The 16,183-nt window shown below is 61.5% G+C and carries 13 protein-coding genes and 2 pseudogenes; 7 read left to right on the top strand and 8 right to left on the bottom strand.

Going from position 1 to position 16,183, the window contains the following annotated elements:
• Positions 1–272: pseudogene (locus ACT6QU_RS10840) on the bottom strand (transposase); the annotation flags it as partial.
• Positions 273–325: 53 nt separating this feature from the next.
• Between ACT6QU_RS10840 and ACT6QU_RS10845 the strand changes: the two are divergent.
• Both ACT6QU_RS10845 and ACT6QU_RS10850 read left to right on the top strand, forming a co-directional pair.
• Positions 326–559 (top strand): annotated as a pseudogene (locus ACT6QU_RS10845) (hypothetical protein); the annotation flags it as partial.
• An 83-nt stretch (positions 560–642) separates the two neighbouring features.
• Positions 643–897, top strand: a complete 255-nt coding sequence (locus tag ACT6QU_RS10850; protein ID WP_444836653.1) for a hypothetical protein — start codon at positions 643–645, stop codon at positions 895–897.
• A 140-nt stretch (positions 898–1,037) separates the two neighbouring features.
• Here ACT6QU_RS10850 and ACT6QU_RS10855 read toward each other — a convergent pair whose 3' ends face one another.
• Positions 1,038–1,298, bottom strand: coding sequence for a transcriptional regulator (locus ACT6QU_RS10855; RefSeq protein WP_444836654.1), 261 nt, complete (start codon positions 1,296–1,298; stop codon positions 1,038–1,040).
• Between the two features lie 164 nt (positions 1,299–1,462).
• Here ACT6QU_RS10855 and ACT6QU_RS10860 point away from each other — a divergent pair, with 164 nt between their 5' ends.
• Genes ACT6QU_RS10860 through ACT6QU_RS10870 form a run of 3 tightly spaced genes read left to right on the top strand, consistent with a single transcriptional unit; the run spans position 1,463 to position 4,040 of the window.
• Positions 1,463–1,810 (top strand): DUF6634 family protein, encoded by a 348-nt coding sequence (locus ACT6QU_RS10860; protein WP_444836655.1) that lies wholly within the window; start codon positions 1,463–1,465, stop codon positions 1,808–1,810.
• A complete protein-coding gene (locus ACT6QU_RS10865; protein ID WP_444836656.1) occupies positions 1,807–3,393 on the top strand; it encodes an AAA family ATPase in 1,587 nt (528 codons plus the stop codon). The genes ACT6QU_RS10860 and ACT6QU_RS10865 overlap by 4 nt, the downstream gene beginning before the upstream one ends.
• Positions 3,390–4,040, top strand: coding sequence for a hypothetical protein (locus ACT6QU_RS10870; RefSeq protein WP_444836657.1), 651 nt, complete (start codon positions 3,390–3,392; stop codon positions 4,038–4,040). The genes ACT6QU_RS10865 and ACT6QU_RS10870 overlap by 4 nt, the downstream gene beginning before the upstream one ends.
• A gap of 958 nt (positions 4,041–4,998) precedes the next feature.
• Here the strand turns inward: ACT6QU_RS10870 and ACT6QU_RS10875 are convergent.
• From ACT6QU_RS10875 to ACT6QU_RS10900, 6 genes are all read right to left on the bottom strand, one after another.
• On the bottom strand, positions 4,999–5,493 hold the full coding sequence (locus ACT6QU_RS10875; protein ID WP_444836877.1) for a hypothetical protein: 495 nt from the start codon (positions 5,491–5,493) through the stop codon (positions 4,999–5,001).
• A gap of 40 nt (positions 5,494–5,533) precedes the next feature.
• Positions 5,534–6,040 carry a GIY-YIG nuclease family protein gene (locus tag ACT6QU_RS10880; RefSeq protein ID WP_444836659.1) on the bottom strand — a complete coding sequence of 169 codons (507 nt, stop codon included), beginning with the start codon at positions 6,038–6,040 and terminating at the stop codon, positions 5,534–5,536.
• A 35-nt stretch (positions 6,041–6,075) separates the two neighbouring features.
• Positions 6,076–7,014, bottom strand: a complete 939-nt coding sequence (locus ACT6QU_RS10885) for a hypothetical protein (RefSeq protein WP_444836660.1) — start codon at positions 7,012–7,014, stop codon at positions 6,076–6,078.
• Complete coding sequence (locus tag ACT6QU_RS10890; RefSeq protein ID WP_444836661.1) at positions 7,007–7,693, bottom strand: TauD/TfdA family dioxygenase; 687 nt, start codon at positions 7,691–7,693, stop codon at positions 7,007–7,009. The genes ACT6QU_RS10885 and ACT6QU_RS10890 overlap by 8 nt, the downstream gene beginning before the upstream one ends.
• A gap of 9 nt (positions 7,694–7,702) precedes the next feature.
• On the bottom strand, positions 7,703–10,678 hold the full coding sequence (locus ACT6QU_RS10895) for a TrlF family AAA-like ATPase (RefSeq protein ID WP_444836662.1): 2,976 nt from the start codon (positions 10,676–10,678) through the stop codon (positions 7,703–7,705).
• 319 nt (positions 10,679–10,997) lie between these two features.
• Positions 10,998–11,951: a DUF6615 family protein gene (locus tag ACT6QU_RS10900; protein WP_444836663.1), complete on the bottom strand. Its 954-nt coding sequence runs from the start codon at positions 11,949–11,951 to the stop codon at positions 10,998–11,000.
• Positions 11,952–12,464: 513 nt separating this feature from the next.
• On the opposite strand from ACT6QU_RS10900, the gene ACT6QU_RS10905 reads away from it, so the two are divergent.
• Both ACT6QU_RS10905 and ACT6QU_RS10910 read left to right on the top strand, forming a co-directional pair.
• Positions 12,465–15,521 (top strand): BPTD_3080 family restriction endonuclease, encoded by a 3,057-nt coding sequence (locus ACT6QU_RS10905; protein WP_444836664.1) that lies wholly within the window; start codon positions 12,465–12,467, stop codon positions 15,519–15,521.
• Positions 15,505–16,182, top strand: coding sequence for a hypothetical protein (locus ACT6QU_RS10910; protein ID WP_444836665.1), 678 nt, complete (start codon positions 15,505–15,507; stop codon positions 16,180–16,182). The genes ACT6QU_RS10905 and ACT6QU_RS10910 overlap by 17 nt, the downstream gene beginning before the upstream one ends.
• Position 16,183 lies beyond the last annotated feature (1 nt).

Genomic DNA, 16,183 nt, shown 5'->3' on the forward strand with positions numbered 1-16,183 from the left:
TCTCACTTTGCATCCTTGGCGAAATACGCGGTGGCTTTTTTTAGGATGTCACGCTCCTCGGTGACGCGCGCCAACTCCTTCTTCAGACGTCGGATCTCTGCCGCCTGATCCCCATCGCCTCCTGATGGCTTCGAGAACTTCCTGCGCCACGCGTAGAGCGAGTGCTGGCTGACACCCAGCCGCTTCGACACCTCCGCGACAGGATAACCACGCTCGGTGGTCTGCGCGACCGCATCGCGCTTGAACTCATCAGTGAAATTGCCAGACCCCATCATGGCCTCCTTGCCTCAAAATTAGGGAAGAAGGCGTCCACAAATCTAGGGGCTATTCACCCTACACCGGGCGTGGCGTAATAAAGGGGCTGCTCCCACATGGGCCTCACAATGTGCGCGACGTGCTGGCGACCCACATCCTGAAGCAGACAGGCTCATACGAACAGGCAAGCTACGCTATCCAAGACACGCCCGACATGGTGGCGAAACACTACGGACGATTTTTGCCACAGGACAAGGCAGCACTGGCCGCGCGCATTCTCAATCAGGTTTGGAGTGCGGCATAGTAGTGTGCACTTAACCTTTCTCTTTGGGAGGAAGCCGGCGATAGTCGCCGAATACGTTTGCGTTCGAGCAGGATTCCGCGCCCATGTCCAAGTCCTCGCGTCTCGTCGATCAATCGACAGAGTTATTCCCATTTAATAGGGAGACCTACGAGCGTATTACAGAAGAGTTCGATACCATCGAACACCGCTTTCGCAGCCTACAACATTCCGGCAACGTTGAAGCGAAACGCCTAGGTGATTTGGCGGCGCAGATTAACGGCCAGATTTGGGAGCTGTGGTCCGCGATTGTCGAGGCAGAAGATCGAGAACGGGATGCGGAAACGAAGACTGCTTCCTGATCTGCGTGGCGTCACGAGGTGACCTACGCACTCGAATTATCAGTCTGCCTGTTGCATCTCGAGTCTTGTTTTCGCTGTCTTCCCTCGGATTGGACGTGCCGAGTTCTGTCGACAACGTCGCTGTAAGAATTCGTCGGATTTCATATCTGAAATCCGAACTTTCGGGCCGTGCCCCTTGGTAGTCGAATACCCGCCCCCCCGGATTCCGTTTCCGGCAGGAACTCGACCCCTGCGTCGATGAGCGCCTTCTGCACGCGCAGGCTGATTTCCAGGCCGACCGGTTCTCCTGCTTCGATGCGCACGAGCGAGCGCTTGCTGATGCCGGCGCGCTCGCAGAGCTCGGTCGTTGACATGTCGAGGGCAGAGCGCGCGGCGCGCAGGAGATCGAAAGATGCTTGCATGGTCGACTTGTAGCCGATCCGAATCCTAGACGCCAGGCGTCGCGACGCCTCATCTGGCCGGTGGACGCCGGCCCCTCCGACGCCTTATGCAAGGTCTCGTCACGAAGCGAATCGCCATCCGCACCCCAGCATCCGGGCCGGCGGCGAGATCCCGGAGCCTTGCCATGGTCACCTTCACGAACGGCAACCCACAACATGAGTCTTTGGCCAAAACGGCGGAGCGGCTGTCGGCGCTCGCCGCCGACCTGAGGGCGATCGCTCATGGCCAGCTCCCGGAGGAATTCCTCGCGGGATCAGCGCCCACCCTCGACTGGTGGAGCCCGGCGGTCCGTCCGTCCGTTTGCCTCGAAGGTCTGGTGAGCGGCCATCCCGTCCTCGTCGGCCAGGATCGGGCCATCCGCACGTCCGAGTTATGGCACCTCGACCAAGAAGCTGGCTGGGCCAGGACCTATTCAAGGTGGTACCGCCTCGGCCAGCCCGCGCCTGCGCTAGGTCAGGGAACTGGATCGTGAACATCGATGACGGCATTGACCATGACCGGCATTTTCAGCGACGCTTGGCAGCGGCGGTGGCCGGGGTGCATCTGCCTTCGGAGGAAGAACTCTTGCGTGGCATGTCCTTCTTCAAGGACCGCCTCGTCGAGGACGTCCGCGAATATGCGGGCCGCATGGGCCGCGCTGCGAAGAAGCGGGCGACCTTGGGACCTGCGAGCATCATTGCCTGCCTCGATGAACTCGCCGTCGACCCTTGCCTGGAGGCGGTAACGGTCCTTGAGGAAGTGATCGCCGAAGCCGAGAATCCAAAGCGGTTTCCTGTCGCTGCCTGCCGGCTGCGCTGCCGGATCTACCGCGCCTGGCTCGGGGACGAGGATGCCATGGCGCAGGTCGCCGCCGAGGCCGCGGCGCGCGTCTTCGACGACGGCCGCCTCGACGGGCTTCCCGAGTTGACCTGGGATGCGCTCGCTTGGGGCGCCTTGTCCGTGCGCATAGCGGGATGGAAGGACACGGGTGTTGCCATCGCCGCTTCGCACACTCGCACTGATCATGAGCTCCAGCGCACTCGCCAGCAGTTCCGACGCAGCTTCCAACGTGCCGTCGAGCGTGAGTTGGAAGAGCGTTTGGCGGAGAGCGACGTCAAGAAAGCAGAGCAGAAGGATGAGGACTTCGGTCTCGGGAGCGAGGCGTCCGACAGCGACATTGACGATGAAAGCGTTCCGTCCCCACGCCCCAGCACCGATGGCGTGGTCATCTTGACCGGGGTCGGCAATGACACGACGTCCGAGGGAAAGAAGGTCGTCAAGGAATTCGCCTCCCTCATCGGCAAGCCGGTTCCGATGCGGGCCCCACCCGACCTCTCGCTCGTTCGGGAAGAACTCGTGGCGGAGTTTCCCTACGCCGCTGGCATCGTCGACGCCCTGCTGAAGACCATGATCGGCCGCGACCACGTCTGGCTGCGGCCGACATTGCTGGTAGGATCGCCAGGATGCGGAAAAACGCGATTTGCCCGCCGCTTCGCCGAAGTCGTCGGTCTGCCCTACGAACTCGTGCCGTGCGGCGGGCTCAGCGACAGCGCGATCGGGGGTACCGCGCGGCGCTGGTCCTCCGGCGAACCCAGCATTCCGATCATGTCCATCCGTCGGCACGGCATCGCCAATCCTTGTATGATCCTCGACGAGATCGAGAAAGTCGGCACCAACCGCAACAACGGCAACCCGCACGATGTCCTGATCGGGCTGCTCGAGAACGAGACCGCGCAGCGCTGGCACGACCCCTATGTCGAGTCCCACTGCAACCTGAGCAATGTGGTCTGGCTGATGACGGCCAACAGCGTCGGGCCAGTCCCCTCTGTCCTGCGGGACCGGTGCCGGACCCTTCGCTTTCCTGATCCCGGCCCCGACGACCTCGACATGCTGGCGCAGCGGATCCTTCAGCGGCTCTATGAAGACACCGGTCACGACCGGCGTTGGGCGACGCCGCTTGATGGGGCCGAGCGCGCGGCCCTCGGTGAAGCCTGGCCGGGTGGTTCGATCCGCAAGCTGGAACGGCTTGTCGAAGGACTGATCGCGGCTCGCGATCAAGCGCAGGTGCCGCAATGACGAATCCTTCGACAACAGCGGATCAGGCAAGTGCGGACGCCGGCTCGGAACGGCACTCCTCAACGGGACGATGCGCGCTGCCATCGAACGCGCTCCTCTACCGGCTCGCCATCCACGAAGCCGGACATGCCGTGGCAAGGATCCAGCTCGATGCCGGCACGCTCGAGCTGATCACGCTGGACCTCGCGCGCGAGCGCGGCGGCGGCGTCTCGTGGATTCCCGACGATGATGACGAGGCAACCGAGACGCGCCTGACAAACGAACTCATCATCATGCTGGCGGGTCGGGCGGCCGAGGACGTCCTGGTCGGATCGGTATCTGCTTATTCCGGCGGGCCCGAGTTCAGCGATCTCGCACAGGCGAACGAACTCGCCCTGCGCATGGAGACGGTGTTGGGATTCGGGACGGCGCTGCCGCTGCTGCACCTGCCGACCGCCGATCGCACCATGCTCCTCACCATGGACAAGGAACTGGCAGTCCGAATCCATGAGCGGCTCGCGAGAGCATATGAGGAAGCACGCGCTCTGGTCGGCCGGCAGCAGGCGGCGGTGAAGTACATGGCGGCGTTGATCCTCCACGAAAGGCCGCTCGAAGGTCACCGCCTCCAACGCATCGTCGAGCGGATCCACAGCAAGGTCGTTCCGTGAGGATATGGTTCCTTTCCGACGTCCAGCTCGAAGTGGCGCCGTTTTCTGGACCGCTCGCGATACCCGACGCCGAAGTCTGCGTCGTGGCCGGCGATCACTTCCAAGGCGTCGCCACAGCGTCCGCTGGCCGGCTGATCACATCGCACCCGCCATGCCTTGCGTCTACGTCGCCGGGAACCACGAGTTCTACAAGGCTCGATCCAGGAAGGCCTGGAGGATGGACGACGCGTGGCGCAAGGATTCGCCAACGTCCATTTCCTGGAGCAGGACATGGTGACCATCGGTGGCGTCTGATTCCTTGGCGCGACGCTCTGGACTGACTATCGAATTGAAGGCCACCTGGCCATGATGCACGCCCGCGAGCGCATGAACGACTGCAGGGCAATCACGCTTCAGAAGAAGCCATGGCGCCGCTTCGTGTCGGAGGCCGCCGCAATGATTCACGACCAGTCGCGCGCCTTCATCGCCTCCGCGCTTGCAGCCGTATCTTTGCGACCGTCGTCGTCACCCACCACCTGCCACACAAAAAGTCGGTCCCGCCACGCTTCACCGGAGACCTCCTCAACGCCGCATACGCGTTCGATCTTGAAGAACTCAACGCCGCGGGACGGCCCGCTCTAAGGATTCACGGGCACGTCCACGACAGCTGCGACTATCGAATCCATTAGACGCGTATAATGGCCCATCCGCGTGGGTATGGAGGCAAGAACCGGTCACACGATCCGGGGCTGATCGAGCTGAACGTCTGGAGTTGATGCAGGGCGGACGCCGGATGTTCGAGCGGAAGCCGAGCCTATAGTGAAGCGGCGCCTTTGCGGCCCATTCCGGCCGTTCCATCGACACTTATGACTTCCCGAAATCCGACATCAATTATTGTCTAGCAAAACGGGGACAGACGAGCGTCAGCATCTATTTGAGTGAACCAATCTGAAGAAAGCCGGCGGACTACCTAGAGCCGTCAGGATGCCAACTGCCCATGCCTTTCGAGGAGCCGCATCAACACGGCATTGGCGTGGGTGAAATTCGCGAGCTGGCCTTGGAGATGGTACGCCCACTTCTCGCCGTGGAACAGATTGTTGCGAAAGCGCCAGACGATCATCATCACGGTCAGCAGCCGATCGCGCGGGTCGTTGTTGGTCCCGTCGACGACCGCTCGAACTAGGTCGGGCTGATCGGCGGGACGCAGGTGGAGGTGCGCGAAGTGGTGCGTAAACACGCCGTTCGAAAAGTAGCGCTGCCGAAAATAGACCAGCTCTCCATTATATTTGTCGGCGTCGAGCGTGCCTGCATCGCGCCACTCGTCGGCTTTCGCGCAAATGAGATCGGCGCGCGCGAAATTGCCCATGACCTGCGCCTCGAACAGACTCCAGAGGAAGGTGAAGTTGAAGATCGCTGCGCGGTCCTCTTCGGGCAGCGCCTGGAAACCCGGTGCGCGCGCCAACAGCCATTGCATGCTCATGTTATGCCCCATTCGTTGTTGGTCTCGAGGACAGTCAGTATCCTGGCCCGTCGCAGTCATCCGGGGACAGTTCCGAGAAGTCGGTGAGCGTGTCGCACTGGATGCAGTAATACATCTGAGAGGCCTCCTGAAAATGCATGCCGCATAGGCATCCGCAGAAGGGACAGCATTCGTCGATTTCGAGGTCAGCCCACTCCCACACACCGAGATATTCGGGGATGGCGTCGCGGTCGTAGCCGGTGATCTCAAAGGCATCGGCGTTCTTCGCGACGAACCCGCGCTGTCCGACTTCCATTAGGAAAGGCAAGACGTCGGCCGGCTCGACGTAGAACCACTCGCCGCGGCCGCGCCGGGATGCGAGGCGACGATGCAGATCGCGCTCGGTCTCGAAATCGTCGGCCGACGTAATCCAGCCGAGGAGTTTGAGTTCGAGCGGATTGCCGGTCTGCAGATCGCTCCTTCGCCGGCCAATATCCTTGGCAACGCCGACCTTGATCGGCGAGCACCCGTTTTCATCCTCGCCTATGAAGTAAACCGGCATAGGCCTTGCCCCGTTGCGTCTATCTGCATTTGCGATCAGTCATTCCCGTAGTCTGGCTCGTATTCCATTTCACGTTCTTGCTGGTCCTCGTGGATGTAGTTCAGTCCAGAGGCGTCGAGCTCGTCGCTTCCCATCAGCGTCAAGTCGCATGTTGGGCAGCGAAACTCTTCACCAACGAACTCGCGGTCGACGACTTCCCAGATCGCATGCTCATCGCGCTCCTCGCTGATGTCTTCGCCGGTTTGCTCGCCGGTCATGAAGGCTCGGCATTTGCACGCCGGGCAGCTCTCCGCCCAGATCTCGTCGTAGCGGCTCTTGAAGATTCCGACCTGGTGCTGCGGTTCGCGCAATTCCGCTTCGCCAGTCAGGCGCTCCCGCTCTGCCTTCTTCAACGCCTCGAATTGCTCGCGGGCGGCTTCGACGCGCAGCTTGACGGCGGCCGCGAGAGCCTTGGTGGCTTCATTGAGAAGCTGGCGGGGCGCTTTTGCATCGGCCGCGCCGAGCCATTGCTCCAGGGATGAACCCATCTGGTACAGGATCGTGTCGCACGCATGCCAATAGCGTGCCTCCCAAGCGTCGAGACGCATCGTCCGGAAGGGAAGATCGGCCGAATGCAGCTCGGCGTTTCGACGTTCGGCGATGTCCTGGCAGAATTTCTGGACCGTCTTGTCGAAGCGAGGAACGAGGTGGGCCAGGCGCTCGAACAAGGTCTTGGCTGCGATAGTCTTCACGTCCGTGGTGACGTTGATGCCGGCGGCGACGAACATAGACTGCCAGTGCGTCGGATCGACCACGAGGCTCGGGTGCTGACGGGCGAGTGCGGCCTTGCCAAGCAGCTCAAGCGCGAGAGATGCCCAGAGCTGATACTCGTCGAGATCGCTGGCGCCTTTGCGGGCCAACGCACGGCCGATATAGACCTTCGATTTTGCATGGAGCGCGTCGCCGTTTATGGCGATGAAGACGTCTTCATGCATCGATGAGAATCCTTGCGAGGCGTCGGCCGGACGCTGGGTCCGACGGACTGCGCCCGTGAAGGACGCGCCAGTTGTCGATGATGAGGATGTCGCCCTGGCGCCATTGATGGGCTTGGGGCGAAGCCGCGGCAATTCGGTTCTCGATGAGCGCCAGGGCTATGCGGCCGCGCTGGTCAACGGCTTCAAGACAGCCGGGATCGTATCGCAGGAAGGCTCCACCCGGCGCGAGGATCGTCGTGTAGAAGGAACGCCGGCCGCTACGAACGAGCATCGGAGTTGCTTCGAGAAGGTTAAGCTCTTCCGGCGAAAAGCCGAGCGTTTGCCAATCGAGGAGCATCGTCGCCGCTGCGGGCGATCCGGGGTCGATACACCCGAGGAGGAGGTAGCGGCATGGTCTGGTACGATGACTGAGTTCGGTATGGAACGGCAAGGCGCCCAGCCCGTAGCGGGCGCTCAAGGATCGCGGATGCGCAGCGTCGGCGCTGTGAGGCTCGATGACCTCTTCGAGCGCGCCAGCGCGGCCGCCAACACGAGTGCCTATGCGATCGCCGAGCTTGCCCAGCTCGCTCACTGTCGCGTCGGCGTTCGCGCTTTCGCTGCGATGAAGAGACCAGCCGCGCTCCGACAGCGGGTCGAGAGGCGGTCGCGTATCGGAGACGGCGATGTCGTGCGCAGCCATCTCGCCGTCCTATCGCTCGAGGCGGACGCGAAGGCGCCGGGCGCGCTCGCGGAAGGCGGCTTCGCCGCCTTCGAGGATGTCGCAGACGGCCTTGCGGATTTCAGCATTTTCGAGTCCGCCCGCCACGTAGCTGATCGGTGGCAGGCCACCTGAAGGATGCGGTCCTGCTTCGGCGACAATGATCTGATCCGCGTCGGTATTAATCACGAGGTTGGCGTTGTGCGTGACCATGATCACCTGACGCTTGGCCTTCGCCGCAATGAAGAGCGCGACCAACTCGTCGAAGACGGATTTCGGATCGAGGTTCTCCTCGGGTTGGTCGATGATCAGCGGCCGATCATCGGAGTCGTCGAGCGCCAGATAGAGCAACAGCAGCACGATGCCGCGCGTGCCGGGCGATAGCTTGCGAATGTCGACGCCATCATAAGAGATCTCATACCTGACGGTGATGTGATCGGTGCCGAAAAGCCAGTGCGCGAACTGCTTTGACCAGGCACGGAAGTCGGCCTGCTCCGTCGGAGCGAAAGGCGCATGGGACAGCAGGTCTCGCAGGTATTTTGCCATGAACGCCGTCATGGCGGCCTGAACCTCCGCTGCCGATCCGGTTTCCCACGCTGGCTTGAGTGCTTCTGTGGCTGCGCCGATAAGCGAACCGCGCCCATAAAAGAGTCCGGTTTTGCGACGGTCGAGAAGCTCTTCCTCCGCGAAGTTGCCCCAGGTCTGAACGTCGGCGATCCGGCGAACGGAGAAGCTGAGCTTCTTCAGGGTCCCCGACGAAGCGGCAAGCCGCGCCATCAGGGGCGCGTAAAGTCCCGCGAGCGCGTCCTGCTCGTTGATGATCGCCTCAAAAACGCGGCCGTACGTATCATCGCGCTCCGTTTGGAGATACTTACGCCTCGCGGCGGCACCCTGCGCATCCGCAAGGCGGGTTTCGAGGGTCTGAAGCGCCGAATTCTCCTGCGCGATGCGGTTGGTGAGCGCCGCGTATTGATCGCGCACCAGCTTGTCGGCGCTGAATAGTGCCTCCAACCGAGTCATCTCGGCGGCGATCGGCGCCAGCGGCAATTTCGAGACATCGGCTGTATCGGCAATCAGCGCGACATTGGGATCGCCGGGCGGCAGCGGGACGCCCTGGAGCTTCCGGATCTCGCCATCCGCCCAGGTCACGTATGCAGTAAGGCTCTTGTCGACGTCGCCCTTGTAGATCAGCAGGAATTCGTCCCACTGCGTGGCATTGAGCCCGCTATTGGTGTGACGCGCCTGGGCCTGCCGCAGCATCTCCGGCGAGCCGGTTGCCCGCGTGGAACGCACCTCGTCTTGCATGGCCACGAAGGTACGGCGCTGGTTCCCGAAATTCTGGATTGTACTGCGGAGCTTCTGCGCGGCTTCGCTAAGCTGCGTATGGCGGGCGACCTGGGCTTCAGTCCCTTTCACAACGAGCCTGGCACGATCGGCGGTATAGTCGGCTATCAGCTTCATCTTCTCGCCGACCTGCTTAGTCAGCGAGGCGACGAGGCTCTCCTTCTCGAACTCAGTGGCGATTCGGTCCGAGATGTCCGCTATCGCCTGGACCTCGCGTTCGCGCGCCTGCTGGAACCGCGAGGTCTGCTGCTCGCGCAGCTCTACGAAGTCGAGTGCCCATTCGCGATCGTCCTGCGAATGCGATTCGAAGATCACACGCTCGATCTCGTCGACCAAGCCGTCGGACACACCTTTGGCCGAGCAAAGCTCCTCGACAAACTGCTGGGACAGATAGCGGGCTCGCGGAAACGACATATGGCCGTTGGCGTCGCTGCCATCGAGAGCGCGGGTGACCGTCGCGCCGCCGCCCCAGGTCAGCGTCGTCGTCGCATCGCCGATCAACCGGCGCGCACGCGCCAGGAAGGATGGGCTAATGTTTTCGTCCGCGTTCCATCCGGATGGGGTGATCGCATCGCAGCCGGCCGCGATCACGTCGGCCAGGGCGGTCTTGCCCGAACCCCGAGCGCCGATGATGGCAACAAGGCCGGGGTTGAGCGGGATGTCCGGCGTGTTCGCCCAATCCGCATCGTCGATCCTGACGTGCGAGATCACCTGGGATGGCATCGCCGACCGCGGCGGGTGTTCGCCGACATAGGCGCGCCCCTCGGGGTCGATGCACGCTTGGCGCAGGGCATCGAACTCAAGGGCGCCCTTGATCCACGAAAAGCGGTTGTCGGTGGGTTGACCCACGGATTTCTGGTCGTGGGAATCGCTGCCGTGAAGGCAGGGTTTGCAGCCGTCATATCGTGTGCGCAGCTCGTCGATCGTCACGCCACGTTGGCCGATCCAGAACTCGCGCTGCGCCGCGCTGCTCGAAAAGATTATGTGCGCGAACTTCTCGATCTCTTGCCGCACCGTGGCATCGGCGGCCTGCCGAACGCCGGACGTGCCGTCTCCGGCCGCGCCGGCGACCGCGATGAGGATGTTCTTGGTCGCCCATTCGCTTTCGCCGATGACCTTGCGCAGTTGATCGAAATTGACCTTGAACTGCGTCGCGCCGTGCCGGAGCGCCGCGCCGTCGTCGGTGATCGACTGATCGGCGCGCTTTCCAAGTTTGATCAGCTCCTCGCGCGTGCAATCGAAGCGGTCGTTGAACGCGTGGAACTGGAGGCGCTTGAGGATACGCTTCACCTCCGAGAGGTGATCAGTATCTTCCGGGCTGACGAGAAGATGGACGTTTACGAAGCCCGATTTCGCCGCTACGTCCAGGCGCAGCTCGATGTTCGGAAAGATAAGCTTCACTTCTGGCAAGCGGCCGGCGTCCATATGCTTGCGAAATTCCTCGTAGGTGTCGGTGACGTAGTAGTCGGTGACGGCGATCGACTCGACCTTCGGCGTCAGCCCCTCGAGCGACGTGAGGTATGCGCCCCAGGGATCGGCAGCACCGAATTGGTTGTTGAGGATAGTGCCAGGGGCATGAATATGCGGCTCCCAACGGTGCCATTCCGAACCGCGACTGATCATACGCCCCCCTAGTGCCCTTCCTTTGTTGTCCTGCTCCGTAGCCGGTGATGCAACTGAACAGTAGCGCAGCATCGCGCATTCTATCGTAGGAATATTTCCTGAAACCAGCGCCGGGCAATATGATGTCGCGTCGTCCACTGTCTTGTCGCGGAAAACAACATCGCGGCAGATGGAAGTATAAACTAGCGGCGCGAATGCGCCGCTAGTGAAAATTTCTCGCCTTAGGGGCGTCGATGCGTCCCACCGCAGGTGTCGAGCTGACCATCGTCGAATCTCAATCAGACCGACCATTGCCTCATGTAGCGGCAGTCGTCGGGAATCATTTCCCCGCCGAACCGCCCCTTCTGCGCCGAACCGCGGCGCGCGCCTGTTGAAACTGCGGATCCTCACTCGTCAGCGGCGTACTGAGTATAACCCTCGGCCGTTCGAGCGCGGCACGGTCCTTCTGTGTGATCTCGCCAGCGATCGCACGGCGGATATGGTCAGGCACGCCATTTGACGGGCGGACCGCGAAGTCCGGATCGGCCGTGCGTGCGATCTCCCCGCGGACCAGATTGATCCGTTCGGCGACCAGCTCAGGGTGAAAGGCCATTGCTGGATAGGTGACCGGGGTGAACGTGCGGGGAAGTAAGAACTCCGTCGCAGGTTCTCCTGGTTGCGGCGGTGGTGCGGGCTCGTTAAAGATCGGCCAGCAGAGCAGGTCGGACAATGTCAAGAAGCCGGTGCGCCAGTGGCTGACCTTCTTCTCATTGCGCTTACATCCGCCGATCACCGTGGCGACGATGTCGCGCGCAAGCCTTATGTTGATCCCTTCCACGCCCGGAAGTTGGCCAGCCGACGGCTCAAGCGCCGACTGAGGGTGATAAAACATGTACAACGGCAGCGTATCCATCCCATCCGGTTTGGACGCGGCATAGTTCACCAGCGTCTGCGCCTGACTTCCTTTCGGCGTCCCATGATCAAGATGATCGTAATACCAGTAGGTCGATCCGTCCTTTAGCTTCGCCCGCTTACAGCGCTTGGCTTGGATCATCAGGCGCAGATAGCTACCACCGCCGAAGTCGTGCGGTGCGACGTAGATCCAGTCCATGTCCGCGCCAGTGACTACCTCGTCGGGAAAATCGACGCGGACGCCAAGCGGCTGGAGTGGTGTAAGTCCCATCATCAGCAGATCGGTCGCAGTCTCCTCACGAAAGTTGCGCGTTAGATCCCGGTCGCGTTCCAGCAGTATCGCGAGGTCGCGTGGAAAGCGGTTGGCGAATTCGCAGAGCATTAGTCAGCAGTCCCCCGTTGCCGGTTCAACAGGTGGCACAGATATTCTGCTCACGTCGACAGCGCTATGTGCAGGCGCCGCGATTTGCGGGTCGCACTCTGGCGGCCTCGATGAACCTGCCAAGGTCGCGCGCCTTTCCTTCTGCATGCCACCCAACCGGATATTCCGCTGTCGGCCTCGAATTCGCCAACAAGTGCTATGCTAACGGCGGCAGTTTTCGGAAGACGTCAGTGACCGTGAAATGACGCGATAGGTTGCTAGCGGAAGAGGCAAACTTTGCCTGTCAGGCCTATCTCGAAGGTCAGCTTACTGCGGGGTGGTCCCAAAACCGGACAGTCCCGTTCCGGCCCCAAATTTGCTATGCTCTTACCCCTTCGTCGATCTTCCAACTACACGCAAAGAGCCTACTATTTCACTGCATAACTGGTCCCGGTTCCACCAACGAGGTTCTCTTCGGTTGATCCAGCAGGAATAGGCGTCCATTCTCCGAAGGATTCGTGCCTTGGGGGGATGATGACGAAGCCGTTCTATTCGGAACCTATTCTAAATTCGCCATATCTGCCGCCGACCCGTCACCACGCGCTTGATGACGAGGGGCAGCCCGTTGATTCTCCACCTATCGCTGGACGAAGAACATCCAAGTACCTCATCCCGGTGCCACGAGGGAGGCGGTCCAAGTCGGCGACATCACAGAAAGCGCTTGAGCTAGATAACGCTGGACGCGAGGCAGGCAAATATTCGCCGAATGCGCTTGTCAACGAGTTGCGCCGCAATTTGGGAGCTTGGCGCTCTATTCCAAATCCGTCGGACTGGGGTGTGACGCCTACATCGCAGCGTCTGCTTCAGCACTGGCGACAATACGAATTCTCCAACCAGCGACCCTTCTTTTGCCAGGTTGAGGCCGCCGAGACCATCATCTGGTTGAGCGAAGTCGCGCGCGGGCGCAAGCAGTACGCGCACATCTTCAGGTCTCTCGAGGCGGCCAACAAGGATTCTAATCCAGAGCTGTTCCGCCTGGCCCTAAAACTCGCTACCGGCGCTGGCAAGACGACAGTCATGGCGATGCTGATCGCCTGGCAGTCCATCAACGCCGCCCGCCAGCCGAATTCCAGCCTGTTCTCCAGGGGCTTCCTGCTGGTTGCGCCCGGCATCACTATTCGCGACCGGCTCCGCGTGCTCCTGCCCTCAGACCCCGACAACTACTACGTGACGCGCGAACTCGTTCCGCCGGAAATGATGTTCGATCTCGGCAAGGCAAAGATCGTCATTACCAACTACCACGCCTTCCAGCGCCGGAAGGCGCACGACCTGAACCCCGTGGGCGAGCGCCTGATGCAGGGCCGGACCGGCGCGCCGATCGAAAAGCAAGAGACTGAAGGGGAGATGCTGCAGCGCGCATGCGGCGAACTCCTTCCGCTTAAGAACGTCGTCGTCATCAACGACGAGGCGCACCACTGCTACCGCGAGCGCCCGGGAACCGACGAGGAAGCCGAGCACAAGGGCGAGGACAAGGAGGAGGCCAAGAAGAACAACGAGGCGGCGCGACTCTGGATATCAGGCATCGAGGCGCTCAAGCGCAAGGTGGGCCTGCGCGGTGCCTACGACCTGTCGGCAACGCCCTTTTTCCTCCGCGGCTCAGGCTATGACGAAGGGACTCTGTTCCCATGGGTCGTATCCGACTTCAGCCTCGTCGACGCAATCGAATGCGGCATCGTTAAACTGCCTCGAGTTCCTGTTGCGGATAACGCCGTCAACGCGCCCGCCCCGATCTACCGCAATTTGTGGGACCACATCGGCAAGCAGATGCCAAAGAAGGGGGCTGGCAAGTCTGGGGATCTCGACCCCTTGGAACTGCCAAACGAGCTGCAGACCGCGCTTCATTCGCTCTACAGTCACTACAAGACCGAGTACGACGCGTGGGAACGGGTCGGTATCGGCGTGCCGCCCGTTTTCATCGTGGTCTGCAACAACACTGCCAGCTCCAAGCTCGTCTACGAATGGATTGCTGGGTGGCAGCGCGAACGCGAAGGCCAGATGCAGACCATTCACACGGGCCATCTTGACCTGTTTCGGAACTTCGACGAGCGGACGGGCGAACCGTTGCCCCGCATGAACACGCTGCTGATCGATTCCGAACAGCTCGAATCCGGCGACGCGCTCGACGCGAATTTCCGCAAGATTGCTGAGGCGGAGATCGATCTGTTTCGGCGCGAGAAGCAAGAGCGTGAAGGAGCTGCAGCCGGCAACATCTCCGACTCCGACCTCCTGCGCGAGGTCATGAACACGGTCGGCCAGAAGGGTCGTCTCGGCGAGCAGATCCGCTGCGTCGTCTCGGTATCTATGCTCACCGAGGGCTGGGACGCCAACACGGTCACCCACATCCTGGGCGTCCGCGCCTTCGGCACGCAGCTGCTCTGCGAACAGGTCATCGGGCGCGGCCTGCGCCGCCAATCCTACGAGCTCAACGAACGCGGCCTGTTCAACACCGAATATGCCGACATCATGGGCATTCCCTTCGACTTTGCGACGGAGCCGCAGAAGGTCGTCCGCACCCCGCCGAAGAGAACCACCCGCGTCCAGGCCATGAAGGAGCGCGAGCGGCTGGCCATTCGCTTCCCGCGGGTTGCGGGCTACCGCACCGAGCTGCCGCCGGACCGCATCTCCGCGACCTTCACGCAGGATTCGACGCTGACGCTGACGCCCGAAATGGTCGGACCCACAATCGTCCGGCTTGAAGGACTCGTCGGCGAAGGCATCGACATGTCGCCCGCGGCGCTCGACGAGATGGCGCCGAACGCGGTGAGCATGCACCTCACCAAGCGTCTGATAGAGCTCTACTTCCGCGACGGCGACCAGGATCCGCCTTACCACCTCTTCAGCCAGATCCAGCCGGTGACGCGCCGCTGGCTGCGCGAGCACGTCAAATGCGTCGGCGGCACCAGAGTCGGCATGCTCACCTATGCCGAGCTGGCGGAGAAGGCCGCGAACCTGATTTACAGCGCGATCGTGCGGGAAGCGGGCGCCGAGGGTGTCCGCGTCGTGAAGGCCATGCTCGACCCCTACAACCCCGCCGGCACGACCAATTTCGTCGCCTTCAACACCACGAAGTCCAACATCTGGAAGACCGCGCCACATAGATCTCACATCAATTACGTCGTCTGCGATTCCGACTGGGAGGCCGAGTTCGCTCGGGTCGTCGAATCCCATCCCGGCACGCTCGCTTATGTGAAGAACCAGGCACTGGGCTTTGAGGTGCCCTACCGCCTCGGCTCGACCACGCGCCGTTACCTGCCCGACTTCATCGTGCGCATCGACGATGGGCGCGGCCCGGACGATCCGCTGCACCTCGTCGTCGAAGTGAAAGGTTTCCGTGGCGTCGATGCCCAGATCAAGGCGGAGACGATGGAAGCACTCTGGGTGCCAGGGGTCAACAGCCTCGGCACCTTCGGCCGCTGGGGCTTTGCGGAGTTCCGGGACGCCTTCGCGATCGAGGAAGAGTGGGGGAAGCTGGTCGATCGGCTGGGTTGGAGGTCGACAGAGCCGGAGGTGCAGTATGCTTCGTCGGTTTGATGAATCAATCCAGACGCTATCGTCCATCATCTCTATGAAGGCTGAGCGGCTATGTGATCGCCTCGGCACCAAGATCGTCGATGAAGACGACTTCACCTCCCGACTCATTCAATCAATCGAAGAGGCGGTCGATGGTCTGGTGATCGATGGGATTCAATGGTCGATAGACACCCGCAAGTTGCCGTGGCGCGGCAAGGATTCGGAGGAGAGCCGATACGGCGCCGATTTCGGAGTTGTCATCAGGATGGAAGGCAACGGGATCGATGTTTCGAAAGGGTATTTGATCCAGGCCAAAAGGGAGATTGCCGGATTTCCGACCCATCCTGCCGACCTATTCGCACACAAGATCGACCGGCGACTTCCGGTGCAGGCTAGGAAGATGCTGGAAGTGACACCCGAGTCATATGTCTGGTTCTACACACAGAATGGCGTCCACATCATCCGAGCAGGGACGCTTCTTGGCGCTTCCGGCTCGCCTTTGGGCGAGCTGCGTTTCCAAGGGATACACGGGTTCTTCGTTCGTGCCTTCATGAGTTGGTCCGGCGACTATCGGCTCGGCGAAATGGCTGCGAAGAACCTGGACATTTTCATGCAGGATTACGACCTGCGACGAGCCATTTTTATCAGCGGACGCAAAGTCCGCGAACGGGAATTTGAATAGC

The organism is Aliihoeflea sp. (assembly GCF_052435475.1).
Taxonomy (GTDB): domain Bacteria; phylum Pseudomonadota; class Alphaproteobacteria; order Rhizobiales; family Rhizobiaceae; genus Aliihoeflea.